14 protein-coding genes are annotated in these 22,152 nt (G+C 70.3%); 12 read left to right on the top strand and 2 right to left on the bottom strand.

The window, feature by feature from the left end; translation table 11 throughout:
- The first annotated feature begins 702 nt into the window (after positions 1 to 702).
- The 4 genes from ACZ4S3_RS10200 (at position 703) to glgB (ending at position 8,746) form a co-directional block, all read left to right on the top strand.
- A complete protein-coding gene (locus ACZ4S3_RS10200; protein ID WP_467929531.1) occupies positions 703 to 2,706 on the top strand; it encodes an alpha-1,4-glucan--maltose-1-phosphate maltosyltransferase in 2,004 nt (667 codons plus the stop codon).
- Complete coding sequence (treS, locus tag ACZ4S3_RS10195; RefSeq protein ID WP_467929527.1) at positions 2,703 to 4,421, top strand: maltose alpha-D-glucosyltransferase; 1,719 nt, start codon at positions 2,703 to 2,705, stop codon at positions 4,419 to 4,421. The genes ACZ4S3_RS10200 and treS overlap by 4 nt, the downstream gene beginning before the upstream one ends.
- A 330-nt stretch (positions 4,422 to 4,751) precedes the next feature.
- Positions 4,752 to 6,221 (top strand): maltokinase N-terminal cap-like domain-containing protein, encoded by a 1,470-nt coding sequence (locus ACZ4S3_RS10190; RefSeq protein ID WP_467929523.1) that lies wholly within the window; start codon positions 4,752 to 4,754, stop codon positions 6,219 to 6,221.
- A gap of 83 nt (positions 6,222 to 6,304) precedes the next feature.
- Positions 6,305 to 8,746 carry a 1,4-alpha-glucan branching enzyme gene (glgB, locus tag ACZ4S3_RS10185; protein ID WP_467929519.1) on the top strand — a complete coding sequence of 814 codons (2,442 nt, stop codon included), beginning with the start codon at positions 6,305 to 6,307 and terminating at the stop codon, positions 8,744 to 8,746.
- Between the two features lie 404 nt (positions 8,747 to 9,150).
- On the opposite strand, the gene ACZ4S3_RS10180 is transcribed toward glgB, so the two are convergent.
- Entirely contained in the window at positions 9,151 to 10,536 is a 1,386-nt protein-coding gene (locus tag ACZ4S3_RS10180; protein WP_467929515.1) for a cation:dicarboxylate symporter family transporter, read from the bottom strand.
- A gap of 164 nt (positions 10,537 to 10,700) precedes the next feature.
- Between ACZ4S3_RS10180 and ACZ4S3_RS10175 the strand changes: the two genes are divergently transcribed.
- The 8 genes from ACZ4S3_RS10175 to ACZ4S3_RS10140 all read left to right on the top strand — a co-directional run bounded on the left by ACZ4S3_RS10175 (position 10,701) and on the right by ACZ4S3_RS10140 (position 20,809).
- Positions 10,701 to 12,416 (top strand): sensor histidine kinase, encoded by a 1,716-nt coding sequence (locus ACZ4S3_RS10175; protein ID WP_467929511.1) that lies wholly within the window; start codon positions 10,701 to 10,703, stop codon positions 12,414 to 12,416.
- Positions 12,413 to 13,123 (top strand): response regulator, encoded by a 711-nt coding sequence (locus ACZ4S3_RS10170; RefSeq protein ID WP_467929509.1) that lies wholly within the window; start codon positions 12,413 to 12,415, stop codon positions 13,121 to 13,123. Before ACZ4S3_RS10175 ends, ACZ4S3_RS10170 begins: the two co-directional genes overlap by 4 nt.
- A gap of 77 nt (positions 13,124 to 13,200) precedes the next feature.
- Positions 13,201 to 14,565 (top strand): extracellular solute-binding protein, encoded by a 1,365-nt coding sequence (locus tag ACZ4S3_RS10165; RefSeq protein ID WP_467929505.1) that lies wholly within the window; start codon positions 13,201 to 13,203, stop codon positions 14,563 to 14,565.
- Positions 14,562 to 15,476 carry a carbohydrate ABC transporter permease gene (locus ACZ4S3_RS10160; RefSeq protein WP_467929502.1) on the top strand — a complete coding sequence of 305 codons (915 nt, stop codon included), beginning with the start codon at positions 14,562 to 14,564 and terminating at the stop codon, positions 15,474 to 15,476. Before ACZ4S3_RS10165 ends, ACZ4S3_RS10160 begins: the two co-directional genes overlap by 4 nt.
- The gene (locus ACZ4S3_RS10155) at positions 15,476 to 16,303 is read left to right on the top strand and encodes a carbohydrate ABC transporter permease (RefSeq protein WP_467929499.1); all 828 of its coding nucleotides are present in this window, start codon (positions 15,476 to 15,478) and stop codon (positions 16,301 to 16,303) included. Before ACZ4S3_RS10160 ends, ACZ4S3_RS10155 begins: the two co-directional genes overlap by 1 nt.
- 158 nt (positions 16,304 to 16,461) lie before the next feature.
- Positions 16,462 to 17,172, top strand: a complete 711-nt coding sequence (locus tag ACZ4S3_RS10150; RefSeq protein WP_467929494.1) for a helix-turn-helix domain-containing protein — start codon at positions 16,462 to 16,464, stop codon at positions 17,170 to 17,172.
- A 180-nt stretch (positions 17,173 to 17,352) separates the two neighbouring features.
- Positions 17,353 to 18,144, top strand: coding sequence for an ABC transporter ATP-binding protein (locus ACZ4S3_RS10145; protein WP_467929489.1), 792 nt, complete (start codon positions 17,353 to 17,355; stop codon positions 18,142 to 18,144).
- Between the two features lie 91 nt (positions 18,145 to 18,235).
- Positions 18,236 to 20,809 (top strand): ABC transporter permease, encoded by a 2,574-nt coding sequence (locus ACZ4S3_RS10140; RefSeq protein WP_467929485.1) that lies wholly within the window; start codon positions 18,236 to 18,238, stop codon positions 20,807 to 20,809.
- A gap of 106 nt (positions 20,810 to 20,915) precedes the next feature.
- Here the strand turns inward: ACZ4S3_RS10140 and ACZ4S3_RS10135 are convergent, their stop codons facing one another.
- Positions 20,916 to 21,941 (bottom strand): ATP-dependent 6-phosphofructokinase, encoded by a 1,026-nt coding sequence (locus ACZ4S3_RS10135; RefSeq protein WP_467929483.1) that lies wholly within the window; start codon positions 21,939 to 21,941, stop codon positions 20,916 to 20,918.
- Positions 21,942 to 22,152 lie beyond the last annotated feature (211 nt).

Here is a 22,152-nt window from a genome sequence, read left to right as displayed (position 1 = left end):
CCGCCGCCACCGGTGTTCGATCGCTCGCCGATCGCTCCGGGGTGACGTGACCTCATCAGTGGGCGGTGTCCGGATTCCCTCCGGGCACCGCCTTCGCGCGTTTCCGGGTCCGCCCGAGGCACCCAACCGACGCTGAACGCAAGGCAGTTGACGCCAGTGCGGGCGACAGGTGAGACGGCGACTCCTCCCCTCGGGCCCGCTCGGCGACCGCCCGTACCGCCGCGTCCGTCGATATGGCTGATTCCACCCCCTCATGCGCTCTTGTACCGACCCCCTCCTGGCGAGAGGCTGCGGTGTGACGCCGACGGGCCCCGGCGCGGCACCGGACATCCGCACACCGCACCTCCCTTGTGATCCAAATCTCTTGTGATTCACCTGAGTTGAGGAGGCGACCCGCATGTGTCACCGCAGTTGCGCCCCGCCCCGCGAGAGTTCCGGGGTATGCCCGACGGGTCACGACGGGCGAGGGGTTACGAACGAGTAGTTCACCGGCGAACCGGATTGCCCGGCCGCCCCTCCGGGGCAGGCTCACCGCATACGCCGCTGCCCTCGGCAGGTCCGCAGGCAACGGCCCGGCCCGCCGCACCCACCGCCAACCGAGTGAAAGCGGACAGGAGCGCCCATGCCCGGACCCCGTCCCCCTACCGTGGAGCGGATACAAAGGACAAAACCCCGCAAAGTATCACTAGCCCAGGTGAGCCCATGATCGGTCGCATCCCTGTTCTGGACATCCGCCCGCAGATCGATTGCGGCCGCCGCCCGGCGAAGGCGGTGGTCGGAGAGACACTGGAGGTCTCGGCCACCGTATTCCGGGAAGGCCATGACGCGGTCGCCGCCAATGTGGTGCTGCGCAATCCCGCCGGCCGCTGCGGACCCTGGACCCCGATGCGCGAGGCCGCGCCCGGCACCGACCGGTGGACCGCCGAGGTCACCCCCGGCCTCGAGGGCCGCTGGACCTACACCGTCGAGGCCTGGTCCGATCCGGTCACCACCTGGCGCCGGCACGCCGCGATCAAGATTCCGGCGGGCATCGACACCGAGCTGATGCTCACCGAGGGCGCCGCCCTCCACGAACGGGCCGCCACCGACGTCCCCAAGAGCGACGGCCGCGAGGCGGTGCTGTCCGCCGTGGACACGCTGCGCAACGGCGAACTCCCCGCCGCCACCCGTCTCGCCGCCGCCCTCGCACCCCAGGTCACCGAGGCGCTGGACCGCCACCCGCTGCGCGAACTGCTCACCGTCTCCCGGCCCATGCCGCTGGCCGTCGAGCGCAGACGGGCCCTGTACGGCTCGTGGTACGAGCTCTTCCCGCGCTCCGAGGGCGCCATCACCGCGCCGGACGGCAGCGTCATCAGCGGCACCCTGCGCACCGCCGCCGAACGGCTGCCCGCCGTCGCCGCGATGGGATTCGACGTCGTCTATCTGCCCCCCGTCCACCCCATCGGGACCGCCTTCCGCAAGGGCCCCGACAACGCGCTGTCCGCCGGCCCCGACGACGTCGGCTCCCCCTGGGCGATCGGCTCCTCCGACGGCGGCCACGACGCCCTCCACCCGGACCTGGGCACCTTCGAGGACTTCGACCACTTCGTGCGCACCGCCCGCGATCTGCGCATGGAGGTGGCCCTGGACTTCGCGCTGCAGTGCTCCCCCGACCACCCCTGGGTCGAGCAGCGCCCGCAGTGGTTCCACCATCGCGCCGACGGCTCCATCGCCTACGCGGAGAACCCGCCGAAGAAGTACCAGGACATCTACCCTCTCGCCTTCGACACCGACTTCCGGGGGCTGGTGCGCGAGACGGAGCGGCTGCTGCGCTTCTGGATGGCCAAGGGCGTACGGATCTTCCGTGTCGACAACCCGCACACCAAGCCGGTGGTGTTCTGGGAGAAGGTGCTCGCCGACATCGCCCGCACCGACCCCGATGTGCTGTTCCTGGCCGAGGCGTTCACCCGCCCCGCGATGCTGCACACCCTCGCCCAGATCGGCTTCCACCAGTCGTACACCTACTTCACCTGGCGCAACAGCAAGCAGGAGCTCACCGAGTACCTCACCGAACTGTCCGGCGCGAGTGCCGACTATCTGCGGCCCAACTTCTTCGTCAACACACCGGACATCCTGCACGCCTACCTCCAGGACGGCGGCCGCGCGGCCTTCGAGATCCGTGCCGTACTGGCCGCCGCCCTCTCGCCCAACTGGGGTGTCTACGCCGGATATGAGCTGTGCGAGGCGACCGGGCTGCACCAGGGAAGCGAGGAGTACCTCGGCTCGGAGAAGTACCAACTCAGGCCGCGTGACTGGGATGCGGCGGCCCGCGAAGGGCGTACCATCGCGCCGCTCATCACCGCGCTCAACCGCATCCGAAGGCGCCATCCCGCGCTCCAGCAGCTGCGCAACCTGCACTTCCACCACGTCGACAACGACTCCGTGATCGCGTTCTCCAAGCGCGCGGGACACGGGGACAAAGCCGACACGGTGCTCACAGTGGTCAACCTCGACCCGCACCACACCCACGAGGCGACGGTGTCGTTGGACATGCCGGAACTCGGCCTCGGCCGGCACGATTCCTTGCCGGTGCGCGACGAGCTCACCGGCGACACCTACCACTGGGGCAGGGACAACTATGTGCGCCTGGAGCCGGGCCGCTCGCTCGCGCCCGCTCATGTGCTGTCACTGCGACCGTCCTCACCGATCGGAGGGTCACCCAATTGATCGTCAATGAGCCTGTCCCCGACACGTTCGAGGACACACCGGCGAAGGACCGCGATCCCGACTGGTTCAAACGGGCCGTTTTCTATGAAGTCCTGGTGCGGTCGTTCCAGGACAGCAATGGCGACGGCATCGGGGATCTCAAGGGCATCACGGCCAAGCTCGACTATCTGCAATGGCTGGGGGTGGACTGCCTCTGGCTCCCGCCCTTCTTCAAATCCCCGCTGCGGGACGGCGGATACGATGTCTCCGACTACACCTCGGTGCTCCCGGAGTTCGGCGACCTCGCCGACTTCGTGGAATTCGTGGACGCCGCGCACCACCGCGGTATGCGGGTCATCATCGATATGGTGATGAACCACACCAGCGATCAGCACCCGTGGTTCCAGGAGTCCCGCACCGACCCGGAGGGGCCGTACGGCGACTATTACGTCTGGGCCGACGACGACAAGCAATACGGCGACGCCCGGATCATTTTCGTCGACACCGAAGCCTCCAACTGGACCTTCGATCCGGTGCGCAAGCAGTACTACTGGCACCGCTTCTTCTCCCACCAGCCGGATCTCAACTACGAGAACCCGACGGTCCAGGAGGAGATGATCTCGGCCCTGCGGTTCTGGCTCGACCTGGGCATCGACGGTTTCCGGCTGGACGCGGTGCCGTATCTGTACGCCGAGGAGGGCACCAACTGCGAGAACCTGCCCGCCTCGCACGCCTTCCTCAAGCGGGTCCGCGCCGAGATCGATGCGCATTATCCGGACACCGTGCTGCTGGCCGAGGCCAATCAGTGGCCGGAGGACGTCGTCGACTACTTCGGCGACTACGCCGTCGGCGGCGACGAATGCCATATGGCGTTCCACTTCCCGGTCATGCCCCGGATCTTCATGGCGGTACGCCGCGAATCCCGCTACCCGGTATCGGAAATCCTCGCCAAGACCCCGGCGATTCCGTCCGGCTGCCAGTGGGGCATCTTCCTGCGCAACCACGACGAGCTGACCCTCGAAATGGTCACGGACGAAGAGCGCGACTACATGTACGCGGAGTACGCGAAGGACCCGCGGATGCGGGCCAATATCGGTATCCGCCGGCGGCTGGCCCCGCTGCTCGACAACGACCGCAACCAGATCGAACTCTTCACGGCCCTGCTGCTGTCACTGCCCGGCTCGCCGATTCTTTACTACGGCGACGAGATCGGCATGGGCGACAACATCTGGCTCGGCGACCGCGATGCGGTGCGCACCCCGATGCAGTGGACGCCGGACCGTAACGCCGGATTCTCCTCCTGCGATCCGGGCCGGCTCTCGCTGCCGACCATCATGGATCCCGTCTACGGCTACCAGGTCACCAATGTCGAGGCGGCGATGAGTTCACCGTCGTCGCTGCTGCACTGGACCCGCCGCATGATCGAGATCCGTAAGCAGAATCCGGCGTTCGGGCTCGGCAGCTACACCGAACTCCCCTCCAGCAATCCGGCGGTACTGGCCTATCTGCGGGAATCGCCCGGCAGCGGCGGCGCGGACGACGACCTGGTGCTGTGCGTGAACAACTTCTCGCGCTTCGCGCAGCCGACGGAGCTGGACCTCCAGGCGTTCAACGGCCGTCATCCGGTCGAGCTGATCGGCGGCGTCCGCTTCCCGCCCATCGGCGAACTGCCGTACCTGCTCACCCTCGCGGGCCACGGCTTCTACTGGTTCCGGCTGCGCAGAAACGCCGCCTGAACGGGGCCGCCCCACCGGGCACGGGCCCCCAGAAATCCGCCCGTACGCGGCCGCACGCGCGTACGGGCGTTTTTTGACCTTTCGCTCGGGCAGTCTCCCTACTACCGCACGGGCCGGGCGAGCAAGGGCGGCCGGTCTCCGGGGCCCTGGAGACCGCCGCGCAACGCAGGCAGCGCATGTCGCACCACACCGCTGCCGTACGGACGATCCTCGCGTGAGGCCCCCCGGACTCCGTCTGGGGGTACCCCCACCGCGCCGCCGCACAGTCAAGGCCGCATTCCGGGACACTTTGGGCTATCTGTCGTGTGCCCGGGGAAAGGACGCGACGCCATGTCGGACACCGCCTCGACCCGTGCCACCCGAAAAACCCCTGACCGCCCGCTCGTCGCCGCACCCGATCTGCTGTCCTCGCTCGTGCCGTTGCTCGCCGAATGGGTGCCCCGCCAGCGCTGGTTCGCCGGCAAGGGACGGCTGATCACCGGCTTCTCGCTGGTCTCGGCGACCGAACTGCTGCCGTGCACCGCCGACGGCGGCACACCGGGAATACTGCAGCTGCTCGTGCGCGCCCAGCAGTCGGCGCCGCCGAGCCGGGCGACCGTCGCGGGTGACTGCTATCAACTCCTGCTGGGGGTACACCCCGCACTGCCGCCGCAGCTGGCGCCCGCCGCGATCGGCCGGCCGGCCGGCGGCCCGCTGCGCGGCCGTACCGTCTACGACGCGCTGCTCGACAACCGGCTGTGCGCGCTGCTGCTGGAGCGGCTGCGGGTGCCCGGCCGGATCGGCGCGCTGCGCTTTTGCCGCGAGCCGGGCCAGGACCTCCCCTCCGGGCTGCCGGCCCGGCCGATCGCCGTCGAGCAGTCCAACTCCTCGATCGTGTACGGGGATTGCTACATCCTGAAGGTCTTCCGGCGGATCGCGCCCGGCCTCAACCCGGATCTGGAGCTGCCCCGCGCGCTCGCCGACGCCAAGTGCGCGCGGGTGCCCGCCCCCGTGGCGTGGTACGAGGCCGAAGCCGCCGAGGAGGGCGGCGAGCCGACCACGCTGGGGGTCCTCCAGCCGTATCTGCCGGGCTCCGCGGACGGCTGGCAGCTGGCGCTCAACGCGCTGGCCGTACGGGCCGACTTCACCGGCTCGGCGCGGGCGCTGGGCCATGCCACCGCCGAGGTGCACACCGCGCTCGCCCAGACGCTGCCGACCACCGAACTGCACCGCCCGCAGCTGACCGCGATCGCCGCCCGGATGAACGCGCGGCTGGAGGCCACCGCCCGCGCGGTGCCCGTGCTCCAGCCCTATCGCGACCGTCTGCGGGCGGCGTTCGACGCGCTCGCCGTCGTCGGCCACGACGGCCGCAGCTGGGCCGCCCAGCGCATCCACGGCGATCTGCATCTGGGCCAGACGCTGCGCTCCGCCGACGAGGGCCGCTGGTCGCTGATCGACTTCGAGGGCGAGCCGGCCCGGCCGCTGGTGGAGCGCCGCCGCCTGCAGCCGGCGCTGCGCGATGTCGCCGCGATGCTGCGCTCCTTCGACTACGCGGCGCGCAGCGGGCAGGCCGGCGGCGACCCCTGGTCGCTGGAGTGGGCGCGCCGCACCCGTGAGGCCTACTGCCTGGGCTATGCCGAGGCGGGCGGCCTCGACCCGCGGTCGGCGCCCGAGCTGATGCGGGCCTACGAGACCGACAAGGCCGTCTACGAGGTGCTGTACGAGGCCCGGCACCGGCCCGACTGGCTGGCCGTACCGATGGCCGCCATCCGGCGGCTGGCGGCGGACAACGGTGCCTGCGGGCCCGACGGCCGCGGGTGAGGGGGCCGCAGAGGAACCGTCCCCCCGCCACCGCGCCACCACCCGAGATCCGACCGACGCCCCGCCCCGAGGAGGCACCCCACGTGACCGCCCGCCCGTCTGCCACCACCGACCCGGCAGGAACCGCTTCGCCATCCCCCGCAGGATCGCCGCCGTCCCGCCGTACCCCTGCCGATCCCGGGCCCGGCCAGGACGCGACCGGCGAACCCGCGGGGAGCGGCGAGCGTGCGCCGGGCGGCCGCCCGCCCGCGTCCCGGGCCGTCGCGGCCACCCGTACCGCCCGGCCCTCCGTCACGTCCCGTACGGCGAAGCCCAAGGCCGCGAGCCATGGTGTGCGGGCCGCCGCCCCGCTCGGCGACGAGGACCGGGGCCGGCTGCTGGGCGGCGCCCATCACGATCCGCACGGGCTGCTCGGCGCACACCCGGTGCGCGGCGGGCTGCTCTTCCGGGTCCTGCGGCCGTACGCCAAGGGCGTCACCGTCGTGGCGAAGGGGCTGCGCGCCGCTCTGCACGCCGAGGGCGACGGGCTGTTCGCCGGGGTGCTGCCGCTGCGCGCCATCCCCGATTACGAGCTGCTGGTGGAGTACGACGACAACACCGTGACGGTGCAGGATCCGTACCGCTTTCTGCCCGCGCTCGGTGAGCTGGACCTGCATCTGTTCGGGGAGGGCCGGCACGAGCAGCTGTGGCGGGCACTGGGCGCGCGGACCATGGACCACCAGGGCGTGACCGGCACCCGCTTCACTCTCTGGGCGCCCAACGCCCGGGGCGTGCGGGTCGTCGGCGACTTCAACTTCTGGGACGGCACCGGCTTTCCGATGCGGTCGCTGGGCTCGTGCGGCGTCTGGGAACTGTTCGTGCCGGGTGTCGGCGAGGGTGAGCTGTACAAGTTCGAGATCACCCGGCCGGACGGCTCGACGACCGTACGCGCCGACCCGATGGCCCGGCGGACGGAGTGCCCGCCCGCCAATGCCTCGGTCGTGGAGGAGTCGCACTACCGCTGGAAGGACGCCGACTGGATGGCGCGGCGCGGTGAGCGGCCCGTGCACCAGGCCCCGTTCTCCGTCTACGAGGTGCACCTCCCCTCCTGGCGCCCCGGCCTCACCTACCGCCAGCTGGCCGTCCAACTGACCGCCTACGTAAAGGACTTGAGCTTCACCCATGTCGAGCTGATGCCCGTCTCCGAGCACCCCTTCGGCGGCTCGTGGGGCTATCAGGTGACCGGCTTCTACGCGCCCACCGCCAGGATGGGCACCCCGGACGACTTCAGGTACCTCATCGACGCGCTGCACCGGGCCGGCATCGGTGTCCTGATGGACTGGGTGCCCGCGCACTTCCCGCGCGACGACTGGGCGCTGGCGGAGTTCGACGGACGGCCGCTGTACGAGCACCAGGACCCGGCACGGGCCGCGCACCCGGACTGGGGCACCCTGGAGTTCGACTACGGCCGCACCGAGGTCCGTAACTTCCTGGTCGCCAACGCCGTGTACTGGTGCGAGGAGTTCCACATCGACGGCCTGCGCGTGGACGCCGTCGCCTCCATGCTCTACCTCGACTACTCCCGCGAGGAGGGCGGCTGGACCCCGAACGTCCACGGCGGCCGGGAGAACCTCGACGCGGTCGCCTTCCTCCAGGAGATGAACGCGACCGTCTACCGCCGCTGCCCCGGCGTCGTCACCATCGCCGAGGAATCCACCGCCTGGGACGGCGTCACCCGCGCCACGCACCACGTCGGGCCCGGCGGCTTCGGCGGCCTGGGCTTCGGGCTGAAGTGGAACATGGGCTGGATGCACGACTCCCTCGTCTACGTCTCCAAGGAGCCGGTGCACCGCAAGTACCACCACGGCGAGATGACGTTCTCCATGATCTACGCCTACTCCGAGAACTATGTGCTGCCGATCTCCCACGACGAGGTGGTGCACGGCAAGCGGTCGCTGGTGTCGAAGATGCCCGGCGACTGGTGGCAGCAGCGCGCCACCCACCGCGCCTACCTCGGCTACATGTGGGCCCACCCCGGCAAGCAACTCCTTTTCATGGGACAGGAGTTCGCGCAGGGCGCGGAGTGGGCGGAGAGCCATGGCCCGGACTGGTGGCTGCTGGACCCGTCGTACGAGGCGGAGCCGGACCACCGGGGCGTACGCGATCTCGTACGCGACCTCAACCGGTGCTATGCGGACGCGCCGGCGCTGTGGGAACGCGACACCGACCCGGCCGGCTTCTCCTGGATCGACGGCGATGCCGGCGAGGACAATGTCCTCTCCTTCGTCCGCCATGCCGCCGACGGCACCCCCCTGATCGCCGTCAGCAACTTCTCCCCCGTCGTCCGCCACGCCTACCGCCTCGGCGTCCCCGACCGGATCCCCGCCTGGCGCGAGGTCCTCAACACGGATGCGCTCCGCTATGGCGGCAGCGGTGTCGTCAACCCGGACCCGCTCAAGGCCGATCCCACTCCGTGGAACGGCCGGGACGCCTCCGTTGCGGCCGTCCTTCCTCCGCTGGCCACGGTGTGGTTCCTCCCCACGTAGTCCGTCCGCTGCGCTTTGGCTTGGCCCCACGTTGTCGGCCGTCCCGCCGTGGGAGTTCTTCGCCGTGGCGCCTGCGGCGGGCGGTGCCGCTGCGCGGGGCTGTTCGGCTGCGGGACCGGACCTACACGGCTCCGCCGCTACGGCCCGCCCCCTCCCCGTTGAGGGTGGGAGAAGAGGGCCGGTGGGGATGCACGTCAGTGGTCAGCTGTGCCCTGTGGATCTCAGGTGCACCGGACCCTCATCGCACGCCCCCACCGACCCTTCTTTCCACCCACCCGTGGGAGGGGCCGCGCCGCAGGACGAAGTCCGGAGGCGTGGTACCGCACCCGACAAACCCACGCCCGCCGCAGGCGCCACGGCGAACAACCACCACGGCGGGACGGCCGACAACGTGGGGCGACAATTCAGACGTTGGCCGGAGCCGTGGGCGCCGGGATGGGTACCCCCGGCTCGCCGTGTGTGTCGACGGCGAGCGTCTTCTCGTCGAACGGCATGCGCCCGGCAAGCACCTCGGTCACCCGGGCCTTGTCGATCTCCTTGGTCCAGGTGCCGACCAGGACCGTGGCCACCGCGTTGCCCGCGAAGTTGGTGAGCGCCCGTGCCTCGCTCATGAAGCGGTCGATGCCGACGATCAGGCCGACGCCGTCGACCAGTTCGGGACGGTGCGACTGGAGGCCGCCGGCCAGCGTGGCCAGGCCCGCGCCGGTGACGCCCGCGGCGCCCTTCGAGGCGATGATCATGAAGACCAGCAGCGAGATCTGCTGGCCGACCGGCAGCGGCTTGCCCATGGCCTCGGCGACGAACAGCGAGGACATCGTCAGGTAGATGGCGGTGCCGTCCAGGTTGAAGCTGTAGCCGGTGGGGACGGTGATGCCGACCACCGGCTTGCTGACGCCCAGGTGCTCCATCTTCGCGATCAGCCTGGGCAGCGCCGACTCCGAGGACGAGGTGGACAGGATCAGCAGGAATTCGCGGGCCAGGTACTTCAGCAGCCGGAAGATGTTGACGCCGGCGACGAGGCGGAGCAGCGTGCCGAGCACCACGATCACGAACAGCAGGCAGGTGGTGTAGAAGCCGACCATGATGACGGCCAGCGACTTCAGCGCGTCCAGGCCGGTCTCGCCGACCACCGCCGCGATCGCGCCGAAGGCACCCACCGGCGCCACCCACATGATCATCGCCAGCACCCGGAAGACCAGCTTCTGGAGGTGCCCGACGCCGCGCAGTACCGGCTCGCCCGCCGAGCCCAGCGCCTGCAGCCCGAAGCCGACCAGCAGCGCCACCAGCAGCGTCTGCAGCACCTCGCCCTTGGTGAAGGCGGAGACCAGCGTGGTCGGGATCATGCCGAGCAGGAACTCGGGCAGGCTCTCGCCGCCGCCCTCGGTCTGCGCCTGGCCCGCGTGCCTTACGGTCTCGGTCAGGTGCAGGCCGGATCCGGGATCCAGGATGTTGCCGACCACCAGGCCGATGGCCAGCGCGACGGTGGACATCACCATGAAGTAGCCGAGGGCCAGACCACCGACCGCGCCGACCTTGGCGGCCTTACGCACCGAGCCGACGCCCAGCACGATGGTGCAGAAGATGACCGGCGAAATCATCATCTTGATGAGGTTCACGAACCCGGTGCCGAGCGGCTTGAGCTGGACGGCGACGCCGGGCGCGGCAAAGCCCACGATGATGCCGAGCAGCACCGCGCCGATCACGGCGATGTAGAGAAAGTGGGTACGGTCCCGCTTCTTGGGTGCGGACTCCTCGGTGGTGCCCCCACGCGGCGGGGTCTGTGCAGCCACGGCTGCCTCCTCGGGATACGGCTGTGCGCTGATCTGCGGCTCTGTGCACAGCGAGTCCCGGCGACTATGCACGCCGCTGTGGCGCCCGTCACCCTTGCGTGCATTTCGTTCACGTAAAAGTGGCCGTGCGCCCGCCGCGAAAGTGACCGTGCAGACTGTTCTGTATGCGACTCCCCCCTCCCCGGCCGCCCAGGCGGCTGCGCGGCCCGCGCAGTCTGGCCGGGCAGCTGTTCGCCATGCAGGTGGTGCTGGTGGCGGCGGTCGTGGCGGGCTGTGCGCTGTTCGCGTATCTGAGCGCGCAGCGGCAGGCGGAGCAGACCGCGCGGCGGCAGGCGACAGCCGTGGCCACCACCGTCGCCGATTCCCCGGTGGTCGTGGCGGCGGCCCGCACGAAGGATCCGACGGCCGCGCTCCAGCCGTACGCGGAGCGGCTGCGGCGCGATGCGGGCGTCGACTTCGTGGTGGTGATGGCGCCGGACAAGACGCGCTGGACGCACCCCGAGCCGTCCGCGATCGGCAAGAAGTACCTGGGGCACATCGGGCCGGCGCTGCACGGCCGGATCGTGCCCGAGACGCACATGGGGGTGCTCGGGCCGTCCGTACGGGTCGTCGCGCCGGTCCGTGATCCGCGGCGCGGCGGCCGGATCACCGCGCTGGTCAGCGCCGGGATCACCATCGAGACGATCAGCGAGCAGCTGCGGGACCAGGTGCCGCCGGTGATCGGGGTCGCGGCGGGTGCGCTGGCGCTGGGCGGGCTGGGCACGTATGTGATCAATGCCCGGCTGCGGCGGCACACCCACGGAATGAACGCCGCCGAGCTGAGCCGGATGCACGACTACCACCAGGCCGCGCTGCACGCGGTGCGCGAGGGGCTGCTGCTGCTCGACGGACAGCGCCGGGTCGCCTTGATCAATGACGGCGGGCGGGAGCTGCTGGGACTGTCCGACGACGCCGTGGGCCGTCTCGTCACGGAGCTGGGGTTGCCGCAGCCGCTGACCGAGGCGCTGCTCGCGCCGGGCCCGCGCGTCGACGAGCTGCATCTGACCGCCGAGCGGGTCCTGGTCGTCAACTGCGCACCCGTCTCCGGAGGCGAGCACCGCGGCAGTGTCGTCACCCTGCGCGATCACACCGAACTCCAGGCGCTGTCGGGCGAGTTGGACTCCGTACGGGGCTTCGCCGAGGCGCTGCGCTCGCAGGCCCATGAGGCCGCCAACCGGCTGCACACCGTGGTCTCGCTGATCGAGCTGGGCCGGGCCGAGGAGGCGGTGGATTTCGCGACCGCCGAACTGGAGCTGGCGCAGGCGCTGACGGATCAGGTCGTCGGCGCGGTCGCCGAGCCGGTGCTCGCGGCGCTGCTGCTCGGCAAGGCCGCGCAGGCGAATGAGCGGGGCGTCGAGCTGACCCTGACCCCCGACAGCCGGATCGACGACGGGCTGCTGCCGCCCGATCTGCCCGCCCGGGACCTGGTGACCGTGCTGGGCAACCTCATCGACAACGCCCTCGACGCCGCCGCCCCGCCCCGAGCGGCGGTAGTCGTCTGGTCGGAGACCGCCTTCCGGGCGGGACCACCAACGGCCCCTGCCCCGGCCAACCGCGCCTCGGGGCGCCCCGCCGTACAGGTCACCGCGCGGGCGACGGACGGCGAACTGCTGCTGTGCGTCGCCGACAACGGTCCCGGCGTGGCCGCGGACGCCACGCGGGAGATCTTCCGGCGGGGCTGGTCCACTAAGGCCGGCACGGGCCACGGTCTGGGCCTCGCCCTCGTCAGGCAGGCCGTGCGCCGCAACCGCGGCACCCTCACCCTCGACCGGGCGCCGGAGGGCGGCGCGCGGTTCACCGTACGGCTGCCGCTGCACGCCACGAGAGGAGGTGCCCGGTGAGCACCCCCGACGGCCGGACCCCCGACGGCCGGCACTCCGATATCCGGGTCCTCGTCGTCGAGGACGATCCGGTCGCCGCCGACGCGCACGCCCTGTACGTCGGGCGGGTGCCCGGCTTCACCGTCTCCGGCACCGTGCACTCCATGGGTGACGCCCGCCGCCATCTCGACCAGTACGCCGTCGACCTGCTGCTGCTCGACCTGTATCTGCCCGACGGCCACGGGCTGCACCTGGTCCGGACGCTGCGCGCGGCCGGGCACACCGCCGACATCATCGCCGTCACCTCGGCCCGCGATCTGGCGATGGTGCGCGAGGGGGTCTCGCTCGGCGTGGTGCAGTACGTACTGAAGCCCTTCACCTTCGCCACCTTGCGCGACCGGCTCACCCGTTACGCCGCGTTCCGGGCCACCGCGGGCGAGGCCAGCGGCCAGGACGAGGTGGACCGGGCGATCGCCGCGCTGCGCTCGCCGCGGCCGGCCGCGCTGCCCAAGGGGCTGACCGCGGCCACCCTGCGCGCGGTGACGGATGTCCTGCGGGCCGCCGAGGGCGGGCTGACGGCGGCGGAGGCGGCCGCCGACGTCGGGATCTCCCGGATCACCGCCCGCCGCTATCTGGAACATCTCGTCGAGAGCGGCCGGGCGGCCCGCGCTCCGCAGTACGGCCAGGTGGGCCGCCCGGAATTGCGCTATCGCTGGTCGGGCCATTGACCGGCTGTGAGCGGTGACTTACTTTCAGCGGGCAGTACGCCGTGGTTAGTTGACCGTGGTTAGTTGGAGGTCGTGCCGTGCGCCCCACCGCCCCGCTGATTCTGCTCACCGCCGCCGTCGTGGCCGCCGGTACGCTCACCGCCTGCGGCAACGGGTCCGGGAGCGACCGGAACACCGTCAAGGTCGCCTTCATCAAGGACACCAACGGCAAGGTCCTGGTCCGCGACCAGTACATCGCGCTCGTGGCGAAGGAATTCGAGAAGGCCAACCCGGGCAAGAAGGTCAAGCTCATCCCGATCCAGGCGTCGGAGAACGACTACTACACCAAGATCCAGCAGATGATGCGCTCCCCGAAGACCGCACCGGACCTGGTCTACGAGGACACCTTTCTCGTCAACTCCGACATCAAGGCGGGACTGCTGCGCCCCCTGGACCCGTATCTGGCCAAGTGGCAGGAGTGGCGGCAGTTCGAGGCGACCGCGAAGACCGCGGCGAAGGCCCAGGACGGCCGGACGTACGGCGTCCCGGACGGCACGGACACCCGTGGGCTGTGGTTCAACAAGAAGGTCTTCAAGAAGGCGGGGCTGCCGGCCGACTGGCGGCCCAGGACCTGGGACGAGGTGCTGGACGCGGCCCGCACCGTCAAGGACAAGGTCCCCGGCGTCATCCCGCTGAACGTTTTCACCGGCAAGGGCGCGGGCGAGGCCGCCGTGATGCAGGGCTTCGAGATGCTGCTGTACGGCACGGGTGCGCATCAGCTCTATGACCCGGGCACGAAGAAATGGGTCACCGGCAGCAAGGGGTTCCGGGACAGTCTGACGTTCATCGACACGGTCTACAGGGAGAAGCTCGGACCCGAGGTGTCCGATGCGCTCAGCCCCGGCATCCAGACCAATGTGGCGGCCGAGCTGCTGCCCGAGGAGAAGCTCGCGATCGACCTGGACGGTTCCTGGCTCGGCCAGCAGTGGCAGAAGACGGGCGGCGGCAACCCCTGGCCCCAGTGGTCGACGACGCTCGGCCAGGCGCCGTTCCCCACCCAGCACGGCGCCGCACCCGGCCGGGTCAGCCTGGCCGGCGGCTGGACGTGGTCGGTGCCGCAGAAGTCCCAGCAGCCCGATCTGGCCTGGAAGCTGATCAAGACCTTCCAGTCGAAGAAGAACGCCCTGGAGTGGTGTGTACGGGGCGCGCAGATCGCGGTCCGCAAGGACGTCGCGAGCGATCCGCGCTATCTGCGGTCCGTGCCCGGCATCGGCTTCTTCACCGGCCTGGTCAAGATCAGCCGGTACCGGCCTGCGCTGCCCGCCTACCCCAAGGTCTCCGCGGCCATCGGCGAGGCGATGGAGGCCGTCACCGCCGGCTCCGCCTCTCCCGGCCGGGCCGCCAAGGACTACGACGAAGCGCTGAAGTCCATCGTGGACGGCCAGGTCGTCGCCAAGCCATGACCCGCGCCGCCGCCAGGGCCGCGCGCCCGGTCCGTACGGCCCGTACGGCCCGCGTCCGCAGAGGTCTGCTGCGCTGGTCCCCCCTCGCCCCGGCCACCGTCCTCCTTCTGCTCTTCCTCGCCGGCCCGATCGGCTACTGCGTCTACATCGCCTTCACCGACACCCAGCTGACCGGCCAGGAATCGGCGTCCTTCGTCGGCCTGGCCAACTTCCGGCACGCCCTGACCGACCCCGCTTTCCTCAACGCGGTCGTCCTCACCCTGGTGTTCACCGTGCTCTCCTCGGTCCTGGGCCAGAACACCCTCGGGCTCGTACTGGCGGGCCTGATGCGGCGCGCGTCGCGGCCGCTGCGGTCCCTCACCGGCGCGATCGTGATCACCGCCTGGGTGCTCCCGGAAATCGTCGCCGGTTTCCTGCTCTACAGCTTCTTCGAGCGGCGCGGTACCCTCAACGCCGTCCTGGCATGGCTCCAACTGCCCACCCAGAACTGGCTGTTCACCCTCCCCATCCTGGCCGTGTCGTTCGCCAATGTCTGGCGCGGCACCGCCTTCTCGATGCTCATCTACTCCGCGGCGCTGGACGGCATCCCCCAGGAGGTCACCGAATCGGCCGCGGTCGACGGCGCGGGCGGGCTGCGGCGGCTGTGGCACATCACGCTGCCGATGATCCGCCGCTCCATCGGCACCAACCTGATGCTCAACACCCTCCAGACGCTCTCCGTCTTCGGACTGATCTGGGTCATGACGCGGGGCGGTCCGGGCAACCGCAGCCAGACCCTCCCCGTGTTCATGTACGACCAGGCGTTCCTGAAGTCCCTGATCGGCTACGGCACCGCGGTGGCGCTGCTGCTGCTCCTGGTGGGCGCGCTGTTCTCGGCCGTCTATCTGCGTCTGATGCGCGAGGAGGTCTGATGAGGCGCAGGGGGGACCGCCGCCGCCTCGCCGCCGACGCGGGCCTGCTGGCCGTCGCGGCGGCCTTCGCGATCCCGCTGGTCTGGCTGGTGCTGTCGTCGCTCAACACCGAGGCGACGCTGCGCGTACGGCTGCCCAAGTCCCCCACCCTGGACAACTTCTCGGCCGTACTGACCGACGACATCACCTTCACGCCGATGCTCAACAGCCTGCTGCTGTGCGGCGGCGCCACCGCGCTCTCGGTCGTCTGCGCGGCACTGGCCGCCTACCCGCTGTCCCGGTTCCGCGCCCGCTTCAGCCGCCCGTACCTGCTGACCGTCCTGTTCTCGACCTGTCTGCCGATCACTGCGATCATGGTCCCGGTCTACGGACTCTTCGTCCAGGTCAACCTGATCGACACGATGTACGGCACCGCGCTGTTTCTGGCCGCGACCCAGCTCCCGTTCGCCATCTGGCTGATGAAGAACTTCATGGACGGCGTGCCGCGGGCCCTGGAGGAGGCGGCCTGGACGGACGGCGCCTCCTGGGCGCAGACCCTGCTGCGGATCATCCTGCCGCTGATGGGCCCCGGCCTCACCGTCGTGACGATCTACACCTTCATCATGATGTGGGGCAATTTCTTCGTCCCCTTCATGCTGCTGCTCTCCCCCGAGCAGCTTCCCGCCTCCGTCAGCGTCTTCACCTTCTTCGGCAGCGAAGGCAGCGTGGCGTTCGGGGAACTGGCCGCGTTCTCCGTCCTGTACTCGACGCCGGTGATCCTGCTGTACGTCCTGATCGCGCGGCGGCTGGGCGGCGGGTTCGCGCTGGGCGGAGCGGTGAAGGGTTAGGCCGGCGGCCGGCACAGCCGAAACGTCCGCCGTACCGTCCATCCGGTACGGCGCATACCACAGCGGACGGGATCTCGCCCATTTCCGACGTGGAAACCTACGAGTTAACAACTTGTTCATTCACACCATAGGTGTGAAAGCACCACGTCACTTACCGTGTGCCGGTGAACACGCACGACAGTGAGCCCCGCAGGCCCCCATTCAACGCCGAGGCCGCCCGCCGGCTCCGCGAGGCCCTCGGCATGACGCCCGCCCATGTCGCGTACGGGATGTCGGCCGCCTACGGGCTGCGCGTCGTGCCTGCCATGGTCGTCGCGTGGGAGCACGGTGAGAGTGCGCCGACCGAAGCGGAGCTGACCGCGCTGGCGGGGGCGCTGTGGTGCTCACCCGGGGAACTGCTCGGGGCGCCCGACACGCTGCGTGAGTACCGGATGGCGGTCGGGCTCGCGGCGGGCGATCTGGCAATGCGGATCGGCATGGACCAGCGGGCGTACGAGCGGCTGGAGGAGGGCGGGAAGTGGACCGGCACCGACCGGCAGGCCGCGGCGCTCGGCGAGGCGCTGGAGCTGCCGCCCCCCGCGCTGCTCCGGTTCACCGGCCGTGACGAGAAGCTGACCGAGCTGCTGACCAGCGCCGTCACCACGCGCTGGCAGGCGTATGTGCGGCCGGTCAGCAAGCTCGTGGCGCTTCCCAAGGAGCAGATCCAGGACGTCCTGCAGGCGCTGCACGGCGACTACCAGGCGGGTATGGCCGGCACGCTCAACTGGGGCGGCGGGAGCGGCGCCGAGGAGTCCGGCAAGGCGGGGCGCGCGTTCCTCGACGGGATCCTGGCGGCGTTCTGGGAGCGGATCGGGCGGGAGCGCCCCTAAGGGTCTCTGCCCCCGCGCGTCGGCCGGAGGGCAGCCACGGGTCCCCCCACGGTATGACGCCGGGGGCCGGCGTCACACTTCCGGCCGGTGCGGCTTTCGGTCCCTTGGGTTGACGACTGGGCTGGCCTGCGGATTCGAGAATGGGGACATCGATTCGACCGTCCCCCTTCAGGAGTCCCCGTGTCCCACGCGGCCGCTGCCTTTCCCGGTTCCCCCGCTTTCCCCGCCACCTCGGCCGTCGCCGCCCGCGCCACCGACCTGAGCAAGGTCTACGGAGCGGGTGAGACGCGCGTGGTCGCGCTGGACTCCGTCTCCGTCGACTTCGGCAAGGCCCGGTTCACGGCGATCATGGGCCCCTCCGGCTCCGGCAAGTCCACGCTGATGCACTGCATGGCAGGGCTGGACGGCATCTCCTCGGGTTCCGCCCGCATCGGCGACACCGAGCTGGCGTCGCTGAACGACCGGCAGCTGACCCGGCTGCGCCGGGACAAGATCGGCTTCATCTTCCAGGCGTTCAATCTGCTGCCGACGCTGACCGCGCTGGAGAACATCACCCTGCCGATGGACATCGCGGGCCGCCGGCCGGACCGGCAGTGGCTGACCACCGTCATCGAGACGGTGGGCCTGTCCGGGCGGCTGGCGCACCGGCCGGCACAGCTCTCCGGCGGCCAGCAGCAGCGGGTCGCCGTCGCGCGGGCGCTGGCCGCCCAGCCGGAGATCATCTTCGCGGACGAGCCGACCGGAAATCTCGACTCCCGCTCCGGCGCCGAGGTGCTGGGCTTTCTGCGCGAGTCGGTGCAGGCGATGCAGCAGACGGTCGTGATGGTCACCCATGACCCGGTCGCCGCGAGCTACGCGGACCGGGTGGTCTTCCTCGCCGACGGCCGCATAGTCGAGGAGCTGCACGCGCCGACCGCCGACGCCGTCCTCGACCGGATGCGGCTGTTCGACTCCAAGGGCCGTACGAGCTGACGCGGGCGCGCCCCGTTGGCCGTACCCCGCCCCGGCATCCGCCCCGCCTTCCGTATTCCGAGCACCGGACTCCAGGACTGACACCACCACCATGCTGCGAACCGCCTTGCGCAACGTCCTTGCGCACAAAGCCCGTTTGATGATGACCGCGCTCGCGGTCCTGCTGGGCGTCGCCTTTGTCGCCGGCACCCTGATCTTCAGCGACACCGTCGGCGAGGCGGTCAAGAACGCCTCCGCCAAGAATCTCAAGGATGTCGCCGTCTCCGTCCAGGCCACCAACTCGGACCCCGATGCCGTCGGTACGGAGGAGAACGGCAAGCGGACCACCGCCCTCGACGACAAGCTGGCGGACCGGATCCGTGCGCTGCCCGGGGTGGCCTCCGTACGGCCCGACGTCACCGGCGAGGCGACCCTCGCCGGCAAGGACGACCAGCCGATCGGCAACGGCTGGCAGAACCGCGCGGTCAACTACCAGCCGGGGAAGGACGGCAAGGACAGCCGCTATCCGATGGCGCAGGGGCGCGGTCCGGCCGACGGCGGCGAGATCGCGCTGGCCCGCAGCACGGCCGAGGCCGCCGGGTACCGGATCGGTGACACCGTGCGGTTCGCGACCGACGGGCCGGTGCTGAAGAAGAAGCTGGTCGGGATCGTCGCGACCGATGACCCGCAGGTGACGGCGGGCGGCAGTCTGGCGCTGTTCGACACCGCCACCGCGCAGAAGCTGTATCTGCACCCGGGGCAGTTCGACGAGCTGGTGGTGGCGGCCACGCCCGGCACCGACCAGCGGGCGCTGACCGCGAAGGTCCGCGAGCTGCTGCCCAAGGGGCGTGCCGAGGCGCGAAGCGGCAGCGAACTCGCCGCCGAGCAGAGCCGGATGATCGCCGACCAGAACAGCGCGCTGAGCAAGACCCTGCTGACCTTCGCCGGGATCGCCCTGTTCGTCGGGGTGTTCATCATCGCCAACACCTTCACCATGCTGATATCCCAGCGCAGTCGCGAGATCGCGCTGCTGCGCGCGGTCGGCGCCTCGCGCCGGCAGGTCGTCCGCTCGGTGCTGGCCGAGGCCGCGCTGCTGGGGCTGATCTCCTCCGTCATCGGGTTCGCACTGGGTGCGGGGATCGCGGTGGGGCTGCGCGCGGTGCTGGACGCCAATGGCGCGGGCTTCCCGGACGGGCCGGTCATCATCAGCCCGACGACGATCCTGGCCGCGCTGGCCGTCGGCGTCGTGGTGACCGTACTGGCCGCCTGGCTGCCGTCCCGTAAGGCGGCGAAGATCGCCCCGGTGGAGGCGCTGAGCAGTGTGGAGGCGCCGCCCCCGCTGCGCGGCCTGGTCGTCCGTAACTCCATCGGTGCGGTGGTCACCGGCCTCGGCGTCGCCGTCATGCTCTGGGTCTCCACCCTGAAGTCCGGCGACGATCTGCCGATCGCCATGGCGGGCTCGATGCTGACGCTGATCGGCGTGATCATCCTGGCTCCGCTGCTGTCCCGGCCGCTGGTCTCCCTGGCCGGGCTGGTCACCACTCGGCTGTTCGGTATCGGCGGCAAGCTGGCCAAGGAGAACGCGCTGCGCAATCCGCGGCGTACGGCCGCCACCGCGTCGGCGCTGATGATCGGCCTCACCCTGATCACCGGTATGACGGTCGTCGGGCACTCCGCGCAGCTGGGCATGGACAAGATGGCGGACACCGGGCTGACCGCGGACTACCAGATCAAGACCTCGACCTATGTGGGGCTGGACCCCGAACTGTCCAAGAAGGTGGCGAAGGTACCGGGCGTCGAGGCGATGGCGCCGTTCCGCGGGGCGGGCTACACCACCTCCGGCGGCCACGGTCCCGGCGGCGGGTTCGGTTACCTGCGCGGCACGGACCTCTCGGTGATCGACAAGGTCACCCAGCTCACCTTCAAGCAGGGCTCGTTGGCGGACATCAGGGCCGGCGGTATCGGCGTATCGGCGACCGGCGCCAAGGAGCACGGCTGGCGGGTCGGCGAGACGGTGAGCGTGGAGTTCCAGGACAAGAAGAAGGAGAAGCTCAAGGTCGCCGCCGTCTACGAGGACAATGAGACGCTCGGCGAGTCCTTCGGCGCCCTGTCGCTGGTCGATCCGCATCTGCCGGCGGCAAAGAATGACGAGCTGCTGGTGAAGGCGGCCGGCGGCGGCTCCGCGGCGCTGGTCAAGGACATCCGGCATGCGCTCGGCGACAGCCCGCTGCTGAAGATCCAGAACCACGACGATCTGCGCAAGGAGACCGCCGGGCAGATCGACACCGTCCTGAACATGGTCTACGGGCTGCTGGGCATGGCCGTCATCATCGCGGTGGTCGGCGTCGTCAACACCCTGGCGATGTCGGTGTTCGAGCGGACCCGGGAGATAGGGATGCTGCGCGCCATCGGGCTGGCGCGCAGCGGCATCAAGCAGATGGTCCGGCTGGAGTCGGTGGTCATCTCGCTGTTCGGCGCGGTGCTCGGCATGGGCCTGGGCATCTTCCTGGCCTGGGCCGGCGGCAGCATGGTCGGCTCGTCCTTCTCGACGTACGAAATGGTGCTGCCCTGGGGCCGCCTCGGCCTGTTCCTGCTGATCGCGCTGGTCGTGGGGGTCCTGGCAGCGGTATGGCCGGCCCGCCGCGCGGCCCGCCTGAACATGCTGGAGGCCATCGGCGCGCAGTAGGAAGAAAGCGTGACGGCGGCGGCCCCGGACTCCAAGGGGGCCGCCGCCGTCACGTAGCGCTCGGTGTCACGTACCGCTCGGTGCGGGCCGCGTCAGGAGCAGCACATCAAAAGACCGACTCGGCCTCGTCCATCCGGTGGGCGGGCACCCGCTTGAGTTCGGTGACCGCGTCGGCCAGTGGCACCATCGTGATGTCCGTGCCGACCAGGGCGGTCATCTTGCCGAAGTCGCCGCGGTGGGCGGCCTCGACGGCGTGCCAGCCGAAGCGGGTGGCGAGCACCCGGTCGTACGCGGTGGGGGTACCGCCGCGCTGGACGTGGCCGAGGATGACCGGGCGGGCCTCCTTGCCCATGCGCTTCTCCAGCTCATGGGCGAGGGCGTTGCCGATGCCGGAGAACCGCTCGTGGCCGTAGAGGTCGATGGCGCCCTTCTTGTAGTCCATGGTGCCGGGGGCCGGGTGCGCTCCCTCGGCGATACAGACCACGGCGAACTTCTTGCCGCGGGCGAACCGCTCCTCGATCATCTCGACCAGGTCGTTGACGTCGAATTCCCGCTCCGGCAGGCAGATGCCGTGGGCGCCGCCGGCCATGCCGGACTCCAGCGCGATCCAGCCCGCGTGCCGGCCCATGACCTCGACGACCATGACCCGCTGGTGCGATTCCGCGGTGGTCTTGAGGCGGTCGATGGCCTCGGTCGCGACGCCGACGGCGGTGTCGAAGCCGAAGGTGCGGTCGGTGGAGGAGATGTCGTTGTCGATGGTCTTGGGGACGCCGACGACCGGCAGCCCGGCGTCCGAGAGCATCCGGGCGGCGGTGAGCGTGCCCTCGCCGCCGATCGGGATCAGGACGTCGATGCCGTAGTCCTGGGAGTGGTCCTTGGCGTTCTCGCAGGCCTCGCGGAGCCGGTTGCGCTCGAGCCGGGACGAGCCGAGGATGGTGCCGCCGCGGGCGAGGATGCCGCTGACCGCCTCGAGGTCGAGCTTGCGGAAGCGGCCCTCGAGCAGCCCCGCGAAACCGTCCTCGAAGCCGATGACCTCGTCGCCGTGGCCGGTGAGGGCCCGGTGGACAACAGACCGGATCACAGCGTTCAGGCCGGGGCAGTCGCCGCCTGCGGTGAGGACTCCGATACGCATCGTGCTGTGTCTCCTGTGCTCGCTGTTGGTTCTTGTGAGCCGGTCCGATTGTTTCATGAGCGTGCAGGCCCTGACCTCACCCGCGGGCTACCCCTACTGTCTCCTCACCGGACTGTTCAGGGGAAACTGAGGGAGCGGCTTAGCCATCTGCGCAGGTATTGTCAAGAGGGGCAAGCCCACCATAACGGGTTATTTGACCTTGTGAGCGCCG

Source organism: Streptomyces sp. NPDC028368 (genome assembly GCF_055565615.1).
Note: the sequence above shows the minus strand (reverse complement) of the source record. Positions and strands in the feature narration are given on the sequence as shown.

What these genes read in the sequence shown, in the direction of transcription:
- ACZ4S3_RS10200 (WP_467929531.1), top strand. Translation starts at nt 703, where the DNA reads ATGATCGGTCGCATCCCTGTTCTGGACATCCGCCCGCAGATCGATTGC.
- ACZ4S3_RS10190 (WP_467929523.1), top strand. Translation starts at nt 4,752, where the DNA reads ATGTCGGACACCGCCTCGACCCGTGCCACCCGAAAAACCCCTGACCGC.
- ACZ4S3_RS10175 (WP_467929511.1), top strand. Translation starts at nt 10,701, where the DNA reads ATGCGACTCCCCCCTCCCCGGCCGCCCAGGCGGCTGCGCGGCCCGCGC.
- ACZ4S3_RS10160 (WP_467929502.1), top strand. Translation starts at nt 14,562, where the DNA reads ATGACCCGCGCCGCCGCCAGGGCCGCGCGCCCGGTCCGTACGGCCCGT.
- ACZ4S3_RS10155 (WP_467929499.1), top strand. Translation starts at nt 15,476, where the DNA reads ATGAGGCGCAGGGGGGACCGCCGCCGCCTCGCCGCCGACGCGGGCCTG.
- ACZ4S3_RS10140 (WP_467929485.1), top strand. Translation starts at nt 18,236, where the DNA reads ATGCTGCGAACCGCCTTGCGCAACGTCCTTGCGCACAAAGCCCGTTTG.
- ACZ4S3_RS10135 (WP_467929483.1), bottom strand. Translation starts at nt 21,941, where the DNA reads ATGCGTATCGGAGTCCTCACCGCAGGCGGCGACTGCCCCGGCCTGAAC.